Origin of the sequence: Tardiphaga sp. 866_E4_N1_4, assembly GCF_052076075.1 — a bacterium.
Taxonomy (GTDB): domain Bacteria; phylum Pseudomonadota; class Alphaproteobacteria; order Rhizobiales; family Xanthobacteraceae; genus Tardiphaga; species Tardiphaga robiniae.
The window spans coordinates 3,784,588-3,798,554 of record NZ_CP197242.1 but is presented as its reverse complement, the minus strand read 5'-3'; the positions used below and the strand labels follow the sequence as shown (position 1 = coordinate 3,798,554).

The following is a 13,967-nucleotide window of genomic DNA, read 5'->3' as shown; positions in this document are numbered from 1 at the left end:
CACTTAGGGTAACTCCCGGTCTTCAACCTAGGGCATCACCCGATATCGTGGTGCGTCCCGAATGTGCTCTTCTTTCCAGTAGTTGATGTTGGAAGGGGACGCCGGTGCAGGACCTGATGTTATTTGCATCTGCCCGCGCCTTGTGCGCACCGGCGTGGCTCCTGCGCCCGCCTCGTGAGGCTGCGCAACACAATCGGTGCGCACGCTCTTCGTGGCCAAACTTTCCTCAATCCCGTCGCCGCATCTTGCAGACCCCGGTCGCAGGTGGTCGCCTGCATGTCCCATTTGCTGCAGGCCGACCGCTTCTGCACATGGGAGTGCTTTGGCCATGAGCAGTGCAGGTGACCAGAAATTGCCGCTTTGGACGCTCACGGCCATGGTGGTTGGCGGGATGGTCGGCGCCGGTGTGTTTTCGATACCGCGTAACTTTGCTCAGGCCACCGGCATCTATGGTGCGCTGATAGCGTGGGCCGTCGCTGGTGCCGGCATGCTGATGCTGGGATTTGTGTTTCAGACATTGGCCAACCGCAAGCCGGATCTCGATGCGGGCGTCTATGCCTATGCGCGGGAGGGGTTCGGGCCCTATGTCGGCTTCTTCTCCGCCTTTGGCTACTGGGCCAGTGCCTGCGTCGGCAACGTATCCTATTGGATTCTGATCAAGTCGACGCTCGGCGCGTTGTTCCCCGCGCTCGGTCAGGGCAATACGGTCACTGCCATCGCACTATCGTCGGTAGGTGTCTGGGCGTTCCATTTCCTTGTGCTGCGCGGCGTCAAGGAGGCGGCAGCGATCAACAAGATCGTGACGATTGCCAAACTCATTCCGCTGCTGTTGTTCGTCGTCCTGTCGATCTTCTTCTTCAAACCGGATGTGTTCGTCGGAAACCTCTGGGGCGGTGCAAGCGGGGACTACGGAAATCTCTTCGCGCAGATCAAGGCGACGATGCTGGTAACGGTCTTCGTGTTTCTTGGTATCGAAGGCGCCAGCAACTACTCCCGGTTCGCGCAACGGCGCGAGGACGTCGGTATTGCGACTGTGACGGGTTTTCTGGCCGTGTTGGCCTTGTTCGCGTCGGTGTCCATCCTTGCATACGGCATCCTCCCCCGCGAAGAACTGGCGCAACTGCGTCAACCCTCGGTTGGCGGCGTGCTCGAAGCGGCCGTTGGTCATTGGGGTGCCATCTTCATCGGCATCGGCGTGATTATCTCGGTGCTGGGGGCCTATCTTGCCTGGACCCTGATGGCCGCCGAAGTGCTGTCGGTTGCGGCGAAGAGGCAAGACATGCCGGCCTTCCTGGCTCGTGAAAACGCAAATCAGGTCCCGTCAATGGCGCTCCTGATGAGCACGTTGCTGGTCCAGGCCGTGCTCATCGCGACGTTGTTTTCCGACGATGCCTTCACCTTCGCTCTTTCGCTGTGCAGCCACCTGTCGCTGATTCCGTACTTCCTCTCGGCGGCGTTCGCGTTGATGCTGGTCTACCGCAAGGAAACTTACGAGACCGATCCGAGCGATCTTCGTAAGGACACGATCATTGCAGTCCTGGCGACGGCCTACACGATCTTCCTTCTGTTCGCCGGCGGTATGAAATTTCTACTGCTTGGTTTCATCATCTACGCGCCCGGCACAATCCTGTATTTCATCACACGGAGGGAGCTCAACAAGCAGCTTTTCACTCCGGCAGAATGGGTCCTGTTCGGCGTCGCTGTCGTCGGATGCGTAGTCGGCATCCACGGTCTCGCCACCGGCTATATCAGCATCTAGGAAATCGATGGGAGTTCATGATGGCCAGCGCAAAAAAAGTCCCGTTTGGTGTGCACTCCGAAGTTGGCCAGCTGCGCAAGGTTCTGGTCTGCGCCCCGGGCCTTGCGCATACGCGCTTGACCCCGTCCAATTGCGATCAGTTGCTGTTTGACGATGTGCTCTGGGTCGATAATGCGAAGCGCGACCACTTCGATTTCGTCACCAAAATGCGGGACCGCGGCGTCGATGTCGTTGAGATGCATAACCTGCTCGCCGAGACGCTGGCAGTCCCGGAGGGCAAGGCCTGGATCCTCGACAATCAGGTCGTGCCGAACCAGGTTGGCCTTGGCTTCATCGACGAGCTCAAAAGCTACCTGTCCGGGCTGGAAAACCGAAAGCTCGCGGAAACGCTGATCGGTGGCCTGTCGACCCATGACTTTCCCGAAGCACATGGGGGCGCGGCACTCAGGATGGTGAAGGAGGCCGCGGGGGCGACTGAATACCTTCTCCCGCCGCTGCCGAACACGCTCTATACGCGCGACACGACCTGCTGGATCTATGGCGGTGTCACCCTCAACGCGCTGTATTGGCCGGCGCGACACGAGGAAACGATCCTCACCACAGCGATCTACAAGTTTCATCCCGATTTCGCCGGCAACGTCAATGTCTGGTGGGGCGACCCGACAGAGGACCATGGACTGGCCACGCTGGAAGGCGGCGATGTGATGCCCATCGGCAAGGGGGTGGTGCTGATCGGCATGAGCGAACGCACCTCACGCCAGGCCATCAGCCAACTTGCCGCGACCCTCTTTAAAAAGAAGGCCGCGGAGCGCGTCATCGTTGCGGCAATGCCCAAGATCCGCGCGGCCATGCATCTCGATACTGTTTTCACATTCGCCGACCGCGACTGCGTGCTGCTCGCGCCGGACTTCATGAATCAGACACGTACCTATTCCTATCGTCCGAGCGATCATCCGAGCGGTGTCGAGTTGCATGCCGAGAAGAAGTCGTTTGTCGGCGTTGTCGAGGAAGCGCTGGGTCTCAAGAAGCTCCGCGTGGTCGAAGCCGGTGGCAGTGACTACCAGCGGGAACGGACCCAATGGGACAGCGGCGCCAATCTCGTCTGTGCATCGCCGGGTGTCGTCTATGCCTATGACCGCAACACTTACACCAACACATTGCTGCGCAAGGAAGGCATCGAGGTGATTACGATCGTCGGCGCCGAACTCGGTCGTGGCCGTGGTGGTGGTCACTGTATGACCTGCCCGATCATCCGCGATGCTGTGGATTACTAACGCAATCGACCATTCTCGGCTCGGGGGAGCGAGATCGTGGGACTGTTAATACCGAAGCCAGCACCATCGACCGACGGAGAGTAATTGTCTGGGGAGTGTGCAATGCGTGGATCCAGAATTGTCCTGGCAGCAACAAGCTTCCTTTATGCCAGCGGGGCAGTAGCTGCCGACATAGATCTGACCGAGCTCAGAAAGGTCGAGTACACGTCGATGAGCCCGACATGGAGCGTTGTTGGATCCCTATCGCCCACCTACACGGCCAATGCCCTGTTTTCGCGCGACGACCGACGCGGGGATTTTTACTATGAGCCCGATGTGAGCTTGCGGCTGGACGGCAAGCTCGCACCCGATCTGTCCTACAGGATATTCGCACGTGCTCAGTTCGAAGCATTTTCCAGGGAGCATGACGGCAATGCCGCCATCGCGCGTCTGGGCGCGCGGTTGACGAAGAATCTGTATGGCTGGAGGATAAGCGCAACCTACGAAAACAGATATGACTACGATGGCGTCTTTCGCGATCTCGCCTTCACCTCCCACGATGTCACCGGTGCCATCGCGCGCGATTTCAGCTTCGACAATGTCACGCTCTCGCCGCTCCTCCAGCTCACTTATCGTTTCTCCGATCTCGCCGAGGCCAGGCGCTGGCGTGCAGATGCGCTGCTTGGCATCGAGGTCGAGCTGAATTCGAAATGGTCGATCGTCAGCACGCCTTTCATCGAAGCGTTCTGGTTTACAGACGGCTTGAACCGCGACCGGCAGGACCAGATCTATTCGGCCTCTCTCGGCCTGAAATACAACATCGCCAGCAACGTATCGCTCACCACGAACGTCATCTACGAGGCGCGAAACTCAAACGTGGCGCTGCGTCACTATAGAGACTGGCTGATCGGCCCACGGCTCGACTTCGCGTTTTAGCGATCAGGACACAAGAGGCGATCATGCGGAATTCGATTGTGGCGGCAGGTACCGCTATTCTCTTCATCTGTACGGCGTTCGCCGCCAGTGCGGAGCCACGCGACTCCGTCGAGCGCGGCGACCGGATGGACCGGGATGCCTTGCGGGACGACGTGCGCATCGATCGTCTGAAGATTCCGCAGCACCCGATCGTCGTCGAGGAGCCCCAGCAGCCCGTTTACAATACGAAGAGCAAGCAGAAATCAAAGCGGAGCACGGACAGCAGTCGTTAGGGTGGCTTCAATGAATTTGATCAAGGCCGGCAATATTGGCGAGGCGAGTCCGGCGAGGTGGTCGGACGTCATGGGCAGTGCCGTGATCCGCGCTATCGGCTTTTTCTGCTTCTGGCTGGCGCTGACGCGCGGCGATCCCGGCGATTGGGGCCCCGGTCTGATTGCAGTTGCCGCAGCGACTTGGGCAAGCCTCAAGCTGCTTCCTGCCCAACAGTGGGGCTTCCGCCCGATCAAGTTTGCCGGATTCGTCCTGCACTTCCTCCGTCAGTCGATTGTCGCGGGAGCGGACGTTGCGCTGCGGGCGCTTCACCCACGACTGCCGCTGCAGCCGGGCTTCGTCGCCTATCGGGCGCAGCAGCCGCCGGGCAGGAAGCGAAATACGTTTTGCGCGATCATGAGCCTGATGCCGGGTACGCTTCCGTGCGGAACCTCGAATGACGGCAGTCTGGCCATTCATTGCCTCGATGTGACGCAGCCCGTCGTCGAGCAATTGTCCATGGAGGAAACCCTGTGCATGGGGGCGCTCGGAGGCGCAAGATCCGATGCCTAGCCTGCTGTTGGGTGCTTCGGTCTTTGTGCTGCTGACGGTGGCGCTGGGCCTGTTCGCCATCCTTCGGCGATCGGCCGATGTCGACCGCCTGATGGCCGTCCAACTGCTGGGCACGGGAGGAGTCGCCATCCTCCTTCTGCTCGCGGTCGCAACCGAGACGCCGCCTGTCATGGATGTTGCTGTGATGCTCGCGCTGTTCGCGGCATTTGCGGCCGTCGCATTCGTCAGAGACGTGTCCGGTGTGTCACCCGAAGCCAGAGGGGAGTGAGGCGCGCATGAGCTTCGTCATGGATATCCTGACCATTTGCGCGGTCTCCGCAGGAGCGCTGTTCTTCCTTGCGGGCACGGTGGGTCTGTTGCGTTTCCCGGATACGCTGACGCGTCTGCACGCCCTGACCAAGGTTGATAATCTCGGTCTTGGCCTGATCGTTCTGGGGTTGCTGCCGCAGACGAGTAGCCTGCTGTTCGCGGTCAAATTGGTGATCGTCTGGCTGCTCGTCCAGTTGTCCGGGGCGGTCGTCACCCAATTGATCGCCGGTGCGGTACGCCACCACGGAGCGGACGGATGAGCATCGCCTCCGTCTTCGATATTGCTCTCGTTGCGCTGATCCTGACGATCGGTGCTTCGGCCATCCTTGTGCGCACGGCGTTTGCTGCAGTTGTCATGTTCGTTGTCTATGGGCTGCTCTTGTCCATGGCATGGGTCCGGCTCCACGCCGTTGATGTGGCGCTGACAGAGGCCGCGATCGGCGGCGGCATGACCGGCCTGTTGCTGCTCGGCGCCGTCGCGCGTTCCCGGTCCGTGAATGTCGACAGTGTAAGGGTTGGTTATCCGCTGCGCCTTGCCGCAGGTGCATTGTGTGCGCTGGTCGTGGCGGGTCTTGCCATTCCCATTCTCCATCCGCCGGCGCCCGTTCCGACGCTCGCACCGATGGTGATGGAAAACCTGCCGCAAAGTGGTCTCGGCAACCCCGTCGCCGGCGTGCTGTTCGTGTTCCGCGCGCTCGACACACTGCTCGAAAAGGTGGTTCTGCTGCTCGCTTTGCTCGGGGTCTGGTCGCTGGCGCCGGATCATGCCTGGGGTGGAATGCCCGGCTTGCAGGTTTACGCAAAGCCCGATCCTACATTGATCTTTCTCGCTCAGCTTTTGCCGCCGGTGGGAATCGTGTTCGGAATCTATATGTGCTGGGTCGGAGCGAAGGATGCTGGTGGTGCCTTTCAGGGCGGCACGGTGCTGGCCGCGATGTGGCTACTTGTCATTGTCGCGGGATTACAGCGGGCCCCTGCGATCGGTCGGCTCTGGCTACGTGTTCTGCTTGTCACCGGACCCGTGCTGTTCCTTGTCATTGGCCTGGCTGGATGGGTATTTGCCGACGCATTTCTGGCTTACCCGGCGGGCTACGCCAAACCGCTGATTGTCGTCGTGGAGGCCGCTCTCACGCTGTCGATCGCTGTGGCGCTTGGCATGCTGGCCGCAGGACCGCCGGTACGGGCGCAGCAGCAATGAACGCGGCAACGCTGTTCGGCTTGTGTGGCGCAGCACTGGTGGGCATCGGACTGTACGGGTTCATCACGAATCCCGAACCGCTACGCAAGATCCTCGCATTCAATTTGCTTGGGAGCGGAGTGTTTCTGCTGTTCGGCATTATCGCTAGGCGGGCGGCGGCGGCCGGGCTCGGCGGTGACCCGGTCCCTCAGGCGATGGTGATCACCGCAATTGTCGTCGCCTTCGCGGCGACGGCCATGGCTATCGCGCTCGTGCAGCGTCTTTGGGATGAGACCGACCGCGCCTCGATCGGTTCCGACAGTTCTGAAACCGCCGAGGAAAAATCCTGATGCCGGCTGCAACGGCGCTTGAGGCGACAACTGCCGGCGGGGCGCTTCTTGTTCTGGCCATCGTATTGCCGGTTGTCGGCATCCTGCTGTCGTTTGTCCTTGGCGGGCGGCACGCCGGAAGAATTGCCGCGCTTCTGTTGCCCGCCAGTCTCAGCGTGGCATGCATTGTCTTCCTGAAAGTATGGCAAAGCGAAAAGTCGCTGAGCTACGTTGTGGGTAATTGGAAGCCCCCGCTCGGCATCACGCTGCGCGCCGACGGACTTTCAGTCGCGATGATGGTGGCCATGGCCATCGTGATCTGTCTCATCGGCGTGTTTGCGCATGCGAATTTCGACAGTCGCGCAGCGTCCGCTGAAACCCGCGCGCCGATGGTATTCTGGGTCATGCTCATGGCGATCTCGGGCGCGATGAACATGATCTTTCTCGGCGGCGATCTGTTCACACTCTACGTTGCGCTCGAGCTGCTGACCTTCGCTGCGGTGCCGCTGGTCTGTCTCGATGGCCGCGCAGAGACCTTGCAGGCGGCATTGCGCTATCTGCTCTTCGCGCTGCTGGGCTCGATCCTCTATCTGGTCGGAACGGCCTTGCTGTATGGCAGCTACGGGACCCTCGACATCGTCCTGATGTCGCAACGCGTGCAGATTGAGCCGGCGACGCTCGCTGCCGCGACGCTGATGACGGTGGGGCTGTTCGCCAAAACTGCGCTCTTTCCACTGCATCTCTGGCTTCCCCCGGCGCATGCCGGCGCACCCGCGGCGGCAAGCGCGGTTCTGTCGGCCGTCGTGGTGAAGGGATCATTCTTTCTCGTCGTGCGGCTCTGGTTCGATGCCATGCCGGGACTGCTGAACGTGGCCGGCAGCCAACTCATTGGGGCACTGGGGGCGTCGGCGATCATATGCGGCAATGTCGTTGCGCTACGCCAGCGACGGCTCAAATTGCTGATCGCCTATTCGACGGTCGCGCAGATCGGCTATCTGTTTCTGATGTTTCCGCTCGCTGCCGACCCGTTGCATCTCCAGTATGGCGATGCCCTGACGGGAGGCATGCTCCAGGCCATCTCGCACGCGACCGCCAAAGCAGCCATGTTCATGGCTGCCGGACTTGTCTATGCCGCGCTTGGACATGACCAGATCTCGGAGCTTGGCGGGATCTCGCGCGCACTTCCCATGACGATGTTCGCCTTCGGCCTCGGTGGCCTATGCCTCATCGGGTTGCCGCCAACGGGTGGCTTTCTGGCCAAGTGGCTGTTGCTGGAGGCGACGATCGCAACAGCGCAATGGTGGTGGGCAATCGTGATCATCGCAGGAGGGCTGCTGACGAGCGCATATATCTTCATCGTTCTGTCGCGTGCGATGGGCCGACCAAGCGCGCCACTGATACTGCGCGCCGCGGTGCCGAAGTATCAGGAAGTGGCGGCGCTGGGGCTGGCGCTTCTTTCGGTATTGCTGGGGCTCGTGGCGCTCGGCCCGATCGATGTATTGCAAGTTGGTCGTCCGGAGGCGCCGATGGCTTGGCTACGATGATAGAGGCTTATCCCTTGCTGGCTTTCGCCTTGCTGTTTCCGCTCGGGATGCTGCTGGCCTGCCTCTGGCCAATGGCATTGCTGCGAATGCCTTCATATCTGGCGTTTGCTCCGATTCCCGCATTTGTGGCCGTGCTTCTTGTCTCCGACGATTCCCCGCTTGTCGTCGGCCCGGCCCGCCTGCATTTGACTTTCGCTCTTGATCTCCCCGGGGCACTGCTACTCGGTGTTGCCGCGCTGCTATGGATCATGGCCGGGGCTTATGCGTCACCGTATCTGCAGGGCAGGCCGAACCGCGGGCGGTTCGCCGTGTGCTGGCTCACCGCACTGACGGGTTGCATCGGTGTCTTTCTCGCTGCCGACATGGTGGGTTTCTATTTGTTTTTGGCGATGCTGACGCTCGGCGCCTGCGGCCTCATCATCCAGCACGAAACAGCCGATGCGTGGCGGGCCGGCGCGCTCTATATCGGCCTTGGATTGCTGGCGGAGACATTGCTGCTCATCGCCTTCGTGCTGCTCGCGATGGACATTCCCGGCGATGGGCTGTTGATCGGCGATGCCGCCGCCGCACTCCCGACGTCGCCGCACCGCGACCTGATCATCGGCCTGTTGATCGCAGGTTTTGGCATGAAGGCAGGCCTTGTTCCGTTTCATGTCTGGATGCCGCGGGCATATGCGGCAGCGCCGACGCCGGCAGCCGCAGTGCTGAGTGGCGCAGCCGTCAAGGCAAGCATCCTTGGAATGATCCGCTTTCTCCCCCTCGATACAGCATTGCCCCATGCAGGGACGTTACTCGCGGCTGCCGGCCTGTTCGCGGCGCTTTACGGGGTGGTGATTGGAATGACGCAACGCAGGCCCAAGGTGGTGCTGGCCTATTCCAGCGTCAGCCAGATGGGATTCATCGTGGCCGTCATCGGTATGGGCATGATCGCCGGAGATGGTCGCGCTGCACTGGCGGCGATCTTCTATTCTGCGAACCACGTTCTGGTCAAAGGCGCGCTGTTTCTCTCCGTCGGCGTGATCGCCGCGACCGGTCGCCGATATCTGTTGCCCATCCTTCTCCCTGTGGCGATCATTGCCGTCGGCCTTGGCGGTCTCCCGCTGACCGGCGGTGCCCTGGCAAAAATCGTGGTCGACGGACCGCTCGGGGATGGGGCCGCCAATACGGTTGCAACGCTGTCTGCCGTCGGCACGACGCTGCTCATGCTGCAGTTCGTACGAGGTCTTGTGACGACGGCATCAACGGAATACGAGGCGACAGCGGCGCCGAGCCTGTTCTGGCCATGGCTGTCGACCGCCGTAGCGTCGCTCATCGTACCATGGGCGCTATTCCTCGCGGTCCCCGAAGGAATGTTGCCCAATCCTTTGGCGCCCGAACTGCTATGGAAAGCCCTGCTTCCAGTTTTGTTGGGGGCCATACTGGCCGCAGTGCTGTGGCGCTGGGTGCGACGGCTGCCGCATATTCCCGAGGGAGATATCGTCGTCGTTCTGGACAGGTGTGTGAAGATCGCTCCAGCCTGGGGCAGGACCATCGAGCAAGCGGAAGGCACGCTTCGCCAATGGCATGTGGCTGGAATTTCACTGCTCGCACTAACCCTGGCTCTCGGAGCGGCACTGTTGGCCCAGTGAGCATGCCGAAGATCGGCATCTCTAGGATGCACCTGATCGCGTCAGGCTGACATCGCGGCCAAATTCTTTATGCCGGCGACGACGCGCTGTCGAAGCTCGACACGCTGCCGGGACGATACACCCAGAAGGTCTGCCGTACGCCAGATCAGATTCTCTTCAAATTCGTTGACCCGCTGATCCGCGTAAACGATCTCCCACATCAGTTGAACGATCCGTCGACGTCCATCGTCATCGAGCAACTCGTTGAGTTGCCGGGTAAAGCGATAAAGATCGACCGCGCTACGAGCGACTGCATCTGCATCAACGAGAAGCTGAACCGTAGCCGCGTCATCCAGCCCATAATGCGATTTGAAAATAGCATGCAATCTGGCGCGCCTGATATTCGATAGCTCGCTATGGACGGTGGCAACGCGGATGAGCAATGCCGCGGTCACGATGAGAAGCTCTCTCTGCTCGACGTTTTTCCGTTGATTGGCGTCTTCCATCGCACGCGAGATGAACGCCTTGATTGATCCAAACATCACCCGACCATTCTCTTCAGAGACAACGACGACGGCGCTCTTGCGGCCGGCCATCCGGGCCCGCGATATCTGGGAACTTTCAGGAGCGGTCGCCTGAGCTGAAGATGGCGTTTGTCCATCGGCGCCGCCACTTTCTTACCGAATTTTAAAGTTTCCGGATTCGGCCAAAAGCGAGGCAAAGCAGCCGTAGTTGTGGCGCTCCGGCCTCTGCGCATGACCTGGAATTTTCCGCGGGGACAGGCGTTGCTGCGCGTACCTGAATCCAGATCAATGTTCCCCGGCAATCCGGGTACTCATCATGACCTCTTCAGGGTTTTTCCCGATTAACTATTGCGTGCTGACGGCTAGCCTCGTCCGGCAGAAGCCTGGTTATTTTGTCGCGGTTTCGAGAGGGAAGCAAATGTTCAGCATTCGCATATTGACCGTGGCATGCGCCTTCCTGATCCCGCAGATGCTATCCGCACCGGCTCATGCGCAACAGCTTTTCCGCGTTGGCGGACTGACATGCAGCACCGGCCCGAGAGTCGGGCTGGTTCTTGGTTCACGCCAGGAGATGCAATGTGTCTTCCTGTCCACTGTGGCTGCGCGGCAATATAGCTACAGAGGCACGATCAGGCGGGTTGGCCTCGATGTCGGCGTAACGCGCGGAGGAACGCTGTTCTGGGGTGTCTTTGCGCGCAACAGTAATATCGGCCGCGGCACGTTGCGAGGCAGCTATGTCGGGGCAAGCGGAAATGTTGCCATCGGCCTGGGTCTTGGCGCCAATGTCCTCGTCGGCGGATCACGCCGTACGATCACGCTGCAGCCGCTCTCTGTCGAGGGCCAGATCGGATTGAATCTGGCACTGGGCATATCCAATCTCGTTCTTCGATAGTCGGCATTTATCATCGGTCATCGCTTTATCGGGCGGGTTGAGCGGTCTTTGCGGGGGTGAGAATGCTCTCACCGATCCGGCCGACCATATAGGGGAAGAACGGGTTTGATGACGCCCGCATCAGCGAGTCGAGGCTGGCGATCAGTACATTGCGTTCGCCGCGCGGCGCCAGGGTACCGAGGTTCTCGCCAAAATCTTCGGACTTGTCCGGCTCCGCCCCATAGAGAGAATCGCTGACCGGAAATGGCAGCGCCACGTGTGACAGCGAATAGAAGCCCCGTGGATAGTTCAGGCCGAGCGGGCGGGAATGCTCGTCGACGGTGCCGGCCTCGGTCACACGCTCGATCACGTCGTCATTATTGTCACCGGAATTGGTAATGACGGCGAGGCGGTAGCGCCGCGGGCCGGCAGGTACAATGCGTGCCAGCGCGGTATCGGTGCTGGTGCGGAGCAGCGGGCCAAATCTGGCGGTGCGGTTGACGTCGAACAGGACGAGTTCGCTCCCATTGGCAGGCAGATGGGCATAAAGGTCGGAGACGATGGCCCGCGTACTGACGGTGAAATCCATCAGCGACTGGAATGTCAGGATGGGTGGAAACCGGCTCAGTCTTCCTTCGCTCGCATAGCGCGCGAGTCTCCGTTGCAGAGCCCTGGTCAGAAGATGCGATTGACGCGCGCCGTTCACCGGGAATGAATTGTACTTGAAGGGATTGAACTCCGGAACGACGTCGAGCCATGCGGCCTTGGCGAAGGCGGGCAGAATTGCCGGAAATCCCGCGAGGCCGGCAAAGCGTGCAAAACTGGTGATGCCGACCATCGGCGAGATCAGTATCAGGCGGTCGGGTCGCGACAGCTTTTCGTCGTCGATGGTATCCAGCGCATACATGATGGCCAGTGCACCGCCATTGGAAAATCCCACCAAATGCAGCGGCACAGACGAATCCATACGCTTCTTTACTTCCCGCACCGCGAGCCGCGTTGCAGCCAACCAGTCTTCCCACTCGACGTCGGTCAGTGCGGCCGGAACCGTGCCATGTGCCGGCAGCCTTGGTACGATCGCCAGGAAGCCTTGATCGCGGTAGAAACGCGCAATATGGCGTTGGCTATAGGGTGAATCCGTCAGGCCATGAAGGAGCACGACCGCTCCGACCGGCTTCCCCTTCGGCTCCAGCACAAAGGAGCGGTTGAAATCCTGCACGAAATGCGGGGGATAGACCGGGCTGCCTTCAAAATATCGATTGGGTGGCACGCGTTCTGTCGCATCGAGCTTCTGCGATACCTCGCGCTGAACTTCGTCGAAAAGCTCCGCCTCGGCCGCCATGTATTGCGCCCAGTCGGCAGTATCCAGCTTGCTCGCATGGAGCTCATGCGGAACGTAGGTATGCCATGTCTCGAGTGGCAGTCCGCGCTGCGAATCGTAGATGCGGACAGCGAAGATCGTCATCAGCGCGATGCCGAAAAACGCCATCAGGATCTTTGCAAATCTGAAGATTCTGGCCCGCACGACCGAACCCCGTAAATGACGACGTGGTGCAGGATAGTCCGGAAAATCTGAAGCGCGACGGGAGATATAGGGGAAAGCACCTGAGCGGGTATCGGGCTTTACCCTGATACTCGGTAACTTCTTCGGCGATGTCCCGATCCGCGTATGCGATGGCAACCATATGCGAAGCCGTCAGTTAGCCCGGCAGCCGAAGATCCGGTTGCCGTTCTCGTCAAGAACGAACACCAGATGGGACCCGCAAAGCGCGCCGGCCTTGCCTAGTTCCGTAGCAAGGGCGCGCGCTTGCGTGATCGCAAGCTTCGGATTTGAAAGGCGGCTTCCGACCTCATCGGGAAAAACTTTCGGCCCGTCCAGGATATGGAAAAAGTATCGCATCGCGCTCCAATAATTCGGAAGAGCCGCGTGTCCCAGTGAATAATTAGTAAGGCGCTGACACATACGATGGCGCGTCATGTGCACCGACCAAGGGTTTTCCCCGATAGCCATGGTTCTGGATGTGCATTTCAAATCGGAACGCGTGCGGGGGCCACAGCATCAATTGTCAGGGAGTTACGCATGCGAAGGATCTCAGCCTTGCTCGTTCTACTCGCGCTATCTGCAGTGGTTCCGCTGGCGGATGCGCTTGCCAAAGCGCAGCAGGACGCGGCGCAGTGTCCGGTGCCATCATTGGCGGCGCCGTCGGTGGGCGACGCGGCGCGGCCATAGGCGCTGCCACCGGAGCGGCCGTGGGGAGTCACAGGCGGCATTGGCATAACCGGTATTACTGGCGTCATGGTCGTTGCTGGGTCCGCACATCGAGCGGAAGATCCCACCCGGTATCGCATCGCTATTGCAGGTGAGCGATACGATTGCACCGTTGCGCCTGCGATAGCCATTCCAGCGCATCACGATCTTTCGCCGTGATCGCAGGGGTGATTCCGCGGCTCGGATCAGGTCAACACCCGATATCGTGATGCAATCGCGTCATCCATTATTCCGACGATTGAAAAGGAGGATGCGATGCAGAACCTGAAGAAGCGTTTCTTATTGTCCCTGCTTGTTTCCACGATCGTGGCGAGCGCGAGCATGGTATTCGTCACCACGCAGAGCGAAGCCAAGGGGAGGGCGTGGTGCGCCAAATCACAGTCGCGGGGCACCGATTGTAGTTATGACACGATCGACCAATGCCGTGCAGCGGTCAGCGGAACAGGTGCCTCCTGTCGCAAGCGCGTCCGTTAGGGCGCCTTGTCGTCATTGAAATGGCGCTCCATTGACCCGTCGCCGATCAACGGAGTCTCCATATACAAACGAAGCGGCGGCCTCCGACGGAGG

General features: G+C 60.3%; 17 protein-coding genes. 14 read left to right on the top strand and 3 right to left on the bottom strand.

Annotated elements, in window-relative coordinates; genetic code table 11:
- The first annotated feature begins 328 nt into the window (after positions 1 to 328).
- The 11 genes from AB8B20_RS18500 (at position 329) to AB8B20_RS18450 (ending at position 9,757) form a co-directional block, all read left to right on the top strand.
- Complete coding sequence (locus AB8B20_RS18500) at positions 329 to 1,759, top strand: basic amino acid/polyamine antiporter (protein WP_089263534.1); 1,431 nt, start codon at positions 329 to 331, stop codon at positions 1,757 to 1,759.
- 20 nt (positions 1,760 to 1,779) lie between these two features.
- Positions 1,780 to 3,033 (top strand): arginine deiminase, encoded by a 1,254-nt coding sequence (gene arcA / locus AB8B20_RS18495; protein ID WP_068730411.1) that lies wholly within the window; start codon positions 1,780 to 1,782, stop codon positions 3,031 to 3,033.
- Positions 3,034 to 3,135: 102 nt separating this feature from the next.
- The gene (locus AB8B20_RS18490) at positions 3,136 to 3,948 is read left to right on the top strand and encodes an outer membrane beta-barrel protein (protein WP_093757584.1); all 813 of its coding nucleotides are present in this window, start codon (positions 3,136 to 3,138) and stop codon (positions 3,946 to 3,948) included.
- Between the two features lie 23 nt (positions 3,949 to 3,971).
- On the top strand, positions 3,972 to 4,220 hold the full coding sequence (locus AB8B20_RS18485; protein ID WP_089263537.1) for a hypothetical protein: 249 nt from the start codon (positions 3,972 to 3,974) through the stop codon (positions 4,218 to 4,220).
- A gap of 10 nt (positions 4,221 to 4,230) precedes the next feature.
- Positions 4,231 to 4,770, top strand: coding sequence for a Na+/H+ antiporter subunit E (locus AB8B20_RS18480; RefSeq protein WP_439074383.1), 540 nt, complete (start codon positions 4,231 to 4,233; stop codon positions 4,768 to 4,770).
- Positions 4,763 to 5,038, top strand: a complete 276-nt coding sequence (locus tag AB8B20_RS18475) for a monovalent cation/H+ antiporter complex subunit F (protein WP_439074384.1) — start codon at positions 4,763 to 4,765, stop codon at positions 5,036 to 5,038. Before AB8B20_RS18480 ends, AB8B20_RS18475 begins: the two co-directional genes overlap by 8 nt.
- 7 nt (positions 5,039 to 5,045) lie before the next feature.
- Positions 5,046 to 5,339 (top strand): monovalent cation/H(+) antiporter subunit G, encoded by a 294-nt coding sequence (locus AB8B20_RS18470; protein WP_439074385.1) that lies wholly within the window; start codon positions 5,046 to 5,048, stop codon positions 5,337 to 5,339.
- The gene (locus tag AB8B20_RS18465; protein ID WP_089263541.1) at positions 5,336 to 6,277 is read left to right on the top strand and encodes a hydrogenase subunit MbhD domain-containing protein; all 942 of its coding nucleotides are present in this window, start codon (positions 5,336 to 5,338) and stop codon (positions 6,275 to 6,277) included. The genes AB8B20_RS18470 and AB8B20_RS18465 overlap by 4 nt, the downstream gene beginning before the upstream one ends.
- On the top strand, positions 6,274 to 6,606 hold the full coding sequence (locus AB8B20_RS18460; RefSeq protein ID WP_089263542.1) for an NADH-quinone oxidoreductase subunit K: 333 nt from the start codon (positions 6,274 to 6,276) through the stop codon (positions 6,604 to 6,606). Before AB8B20_RS18465 ends, AB8B20_RS18460 begins: the two co-directional genes overlap by 4 nt.
- A complete protein-coding gene (locus AB8B20_RS18455) occupies positions 6,606 to 8,129 on the top strand; it encodes a complex I subunit 5 family protein (protein ID WP_439074386.1) in 1,524 nt (507 codons plus the stop codon). The genes AB8B20_RS18460 and AB8B20_RS18455 overlap by 1 nt, the downstream gene beginning before the upstream one ends.
- Positions 8,126 to 9,757: a proton-conducting transporter transmembrane domain-containing protein gene (locus AB8B20_RS18450; RefSeq protein ID WP_439075020.1), complete on the top strand. Its 1,632-nt coding sequence runs from the start codon at positions 8,126 to 8,128 to the stop codon at positions 9,755 to 9,757. The genes AB8B20_RS18455 and AB8B20_RS18450 overlap by 4 nt, the downstream gene beginning before the upstream one ends.
- 41 nt (positions 9,758 to 9,798) lie before the next feature.
- On the opposite strand, the gene AB8B20_RS18445 is transcribed toward AB8B20_RS18450, so the two are convergent.
- Entirely contained in the window at positions 9,799 to 10,332 is a 534-nt protein-coding gene (locus AB8B20_RS18445) for a TerB family tellurite resistance protein (protein ID WP_439074387.1), read from the bottom strand.
- 244 nt (positions 10,333 to 10,576) lie between these two features.
- Here AB8B20_RS18445 and AB8B20_RS18440 point away from each other — a divergent pair, with 244 nt between their 5' ends.
- Positions 10,577 to 11,152: a DUF992 domain-containing protein gene (locus AB8B20_RS18440; protein WP_349633092.1), complete on the top strand. Its 576-nt coding sequence runs from the start codon at positions 10,577 to 10,579 to the stop codon at positions 11,150 to 11,152.
- Positions 11,153 to 11,177: 25 nt separating this feature from the next.
- On the opposite strand, the gene AB8B20_RS18435 is transcribed toward AB8B20_RS18440, so the two are convergent.
- On the bottom strand, positions 11,178 to 12,620 hold the full coding sequence (locus AB8B20_RS18435) for an alpha/beta hydrolase (RefSeq protein WP_439074388.1): 1,443 nt from the start codon (positions 12,618 to 12,620) through the stop codon (positions 11,178 to 11,180).
- A gap of 207 nt (positions 12,621 to 12,827) precedes the next feature.
- Complete coding sequence (locus AB8B20_RS18430; protein WP_120287454.1) at positions 12,828 to 13,031, bottom strand: DUF6894 family protein; 204 nt, start codon at positions 13,029 to 13,031, stop codon at positions 12,828 to 12,830.
- 180 nt (positions 13,032 to 13,211) lie between these two features.
- Here AB8B20_RS18430 and AB8B20_RS18425 point away from each other — a divergent pair, with 180 nt between their 5' ends.
- Together AB8B20_RS18425 and AB8B20_RS18420 are read left to right on the top strand one after the other, a co-directional pair.
- Positions 13,212 to 13,361, top strand: coding sequence for a hypothetical protein (locus AB8B20_RS18425; protein ID WP_439074389.1), 150 nt, complete (start codon positions 13,212 to 13,214; stop codon positions 13,359 to 13,361).
- A gap of 294 nt (positions 13,362 to 13,655) precedes the next feature.
- A complete protein-coding gene (locus AB8B20_RS18420) occupies positions 13,656 to 13,874 on the top strand; it encodes a DUF3551 domain-containing protein (RefSeq protein WP_089263548.1) in 219 nt (72 codons plus the stop codon).
- Positions 13,875 to 13,967: the final 93 nt, after the last annotated feature.

What these genes read in the sequence shown, in the direction of transcription:
- AB8B20_RS18500 (WP_089263534.1), top strand. Translation starts at nt 329, where the DNA reads ATGAGCAGTGCAGGTGACCAGAAATTGCCGCTTTGGACGCTCACGGCC.
- arcA (WP_068730411.1), top strand. Translation starts at nt 1,780, where the DNA reads ATGGCCAGCGCAAAAAAAGTCCCGTTTGGTGTGCACTCCGAAGTTGGC.
- AB8B20_RS18490 (WP_093757584.1), top strand. Translation starts at nt 3,136, where the DNA reads ATGCGTGGATCCAGAATTGTCCTGGCAGCAACAAGCTTCCTTTATGCC.
- AB8B20_RS18485 (WP_089263537.1), top strand. Translation starts at nt 3,972, where the DNA reads ATGCGGAATTCGATTGTGGCGGCAGGTACCGCTATTCTCTTCATCTGT.
- AB8B20_RS18480 (WP_439074383.1), top strand. Translation starts at nt 4,231, where the DNA reads ATGAATTTGATCAAGGCCGGCAATATTGGCGAGGCGAGTCCGGCGAGG.
- AB8B20_RS18475 (WP_439074384.1), top strand. Translation starts at nt 4,763, where the DNA reads ATGCCTAGCCTGCTGTTGGGTGCTTCGGTCTTTGTGCTGCTGACGGTG.
- AB8B20_RS18470 (WP_439074385.1), top strand. Translation starts at nt 5,046, where the DNA reads ATGAGCTTCGTCATGGATATCCTGACCATTTGCGCGGTCTCCGCAGGA.
- AB8B20_RS18465 (WP_089263541.1), top strand. Translation starts at nt 5,336, where the DNA reads ATGAGCATCGCCTCCGTCTTCGATATTGCTCTCGTTGCGCTGATCCTG.
- AB8B20_RS18460 (WP_089263542.1), top strand. Translation starts at nt 6,274, where the DNA reads ATGAACGCGGCAACGCTGTTCGGCTTGTGTGGCGCAGCACTGGTGGGC.
- AB8B20_RS18455 (WP_439074386.1), top strand. Translation starts at nt 6,606, where the DNA reads ATGCCGGCTGCAACGGCGCTTGAGGCGACAACTGCCGGCGGGGCGCTT.
- AB8B20_RS18450 (WP_439075020.1), top strand. Translation starts at nt 8,126, where the DNA reads ATGATAGAGGCTTATCCCTTGCTGGCTTTCGCCTTGCTGTTTCCGCTC.
- AB8B20_RS18445 (WP_439074387.1), bottom strand. Translation starts at nt 10,332, where the DNA reads ATGGCCGGCCGCAAGAGCGCCGTCGTCGTTGTCTCTGAAGAGAATGGT.
- AB8B20_RS18440 (WP_349633092.1), top strand. Translation starts at nt 10,577, where the DNA reads ATGACCTCTTCAGGGTTTTTCCCGATTAACTATTGCGTGCTGACGGCT.
- AB8B20_RS18435 (WP_439074388.1), bottom strand. Translation starts at nt 12,620, where the DNA reads ATGGCGTTTTTCGGCATCGCGCTGATGACGATCTTCGCTGTCCGCATC.
- AB8B20_RS18430 (WP_120287454.1), bottom strand. Translation starts at nt 13,031, where the DNA reads ATGCGATACTTTTTCCATATCCTGGACGGGCCGAAAGTTTTTCCCGAT.
- AB8B20_RS18425 (WP_439074389.1), top strand. Translation starts at nt 13,212, where the DNA reads ATGCGAAGGATCTCAGCCTTGCTCGTTCTACTCGCGCTATCTGCAGTG.
- AB8B20_RS18420 (WP_089263548.1), top strand. Translation starts at nt 13,656, where the DNA reads ATGCAGAACCTGAAGAAGCGTTTCTTATTGTCCCTGCTTGTTTCCACG.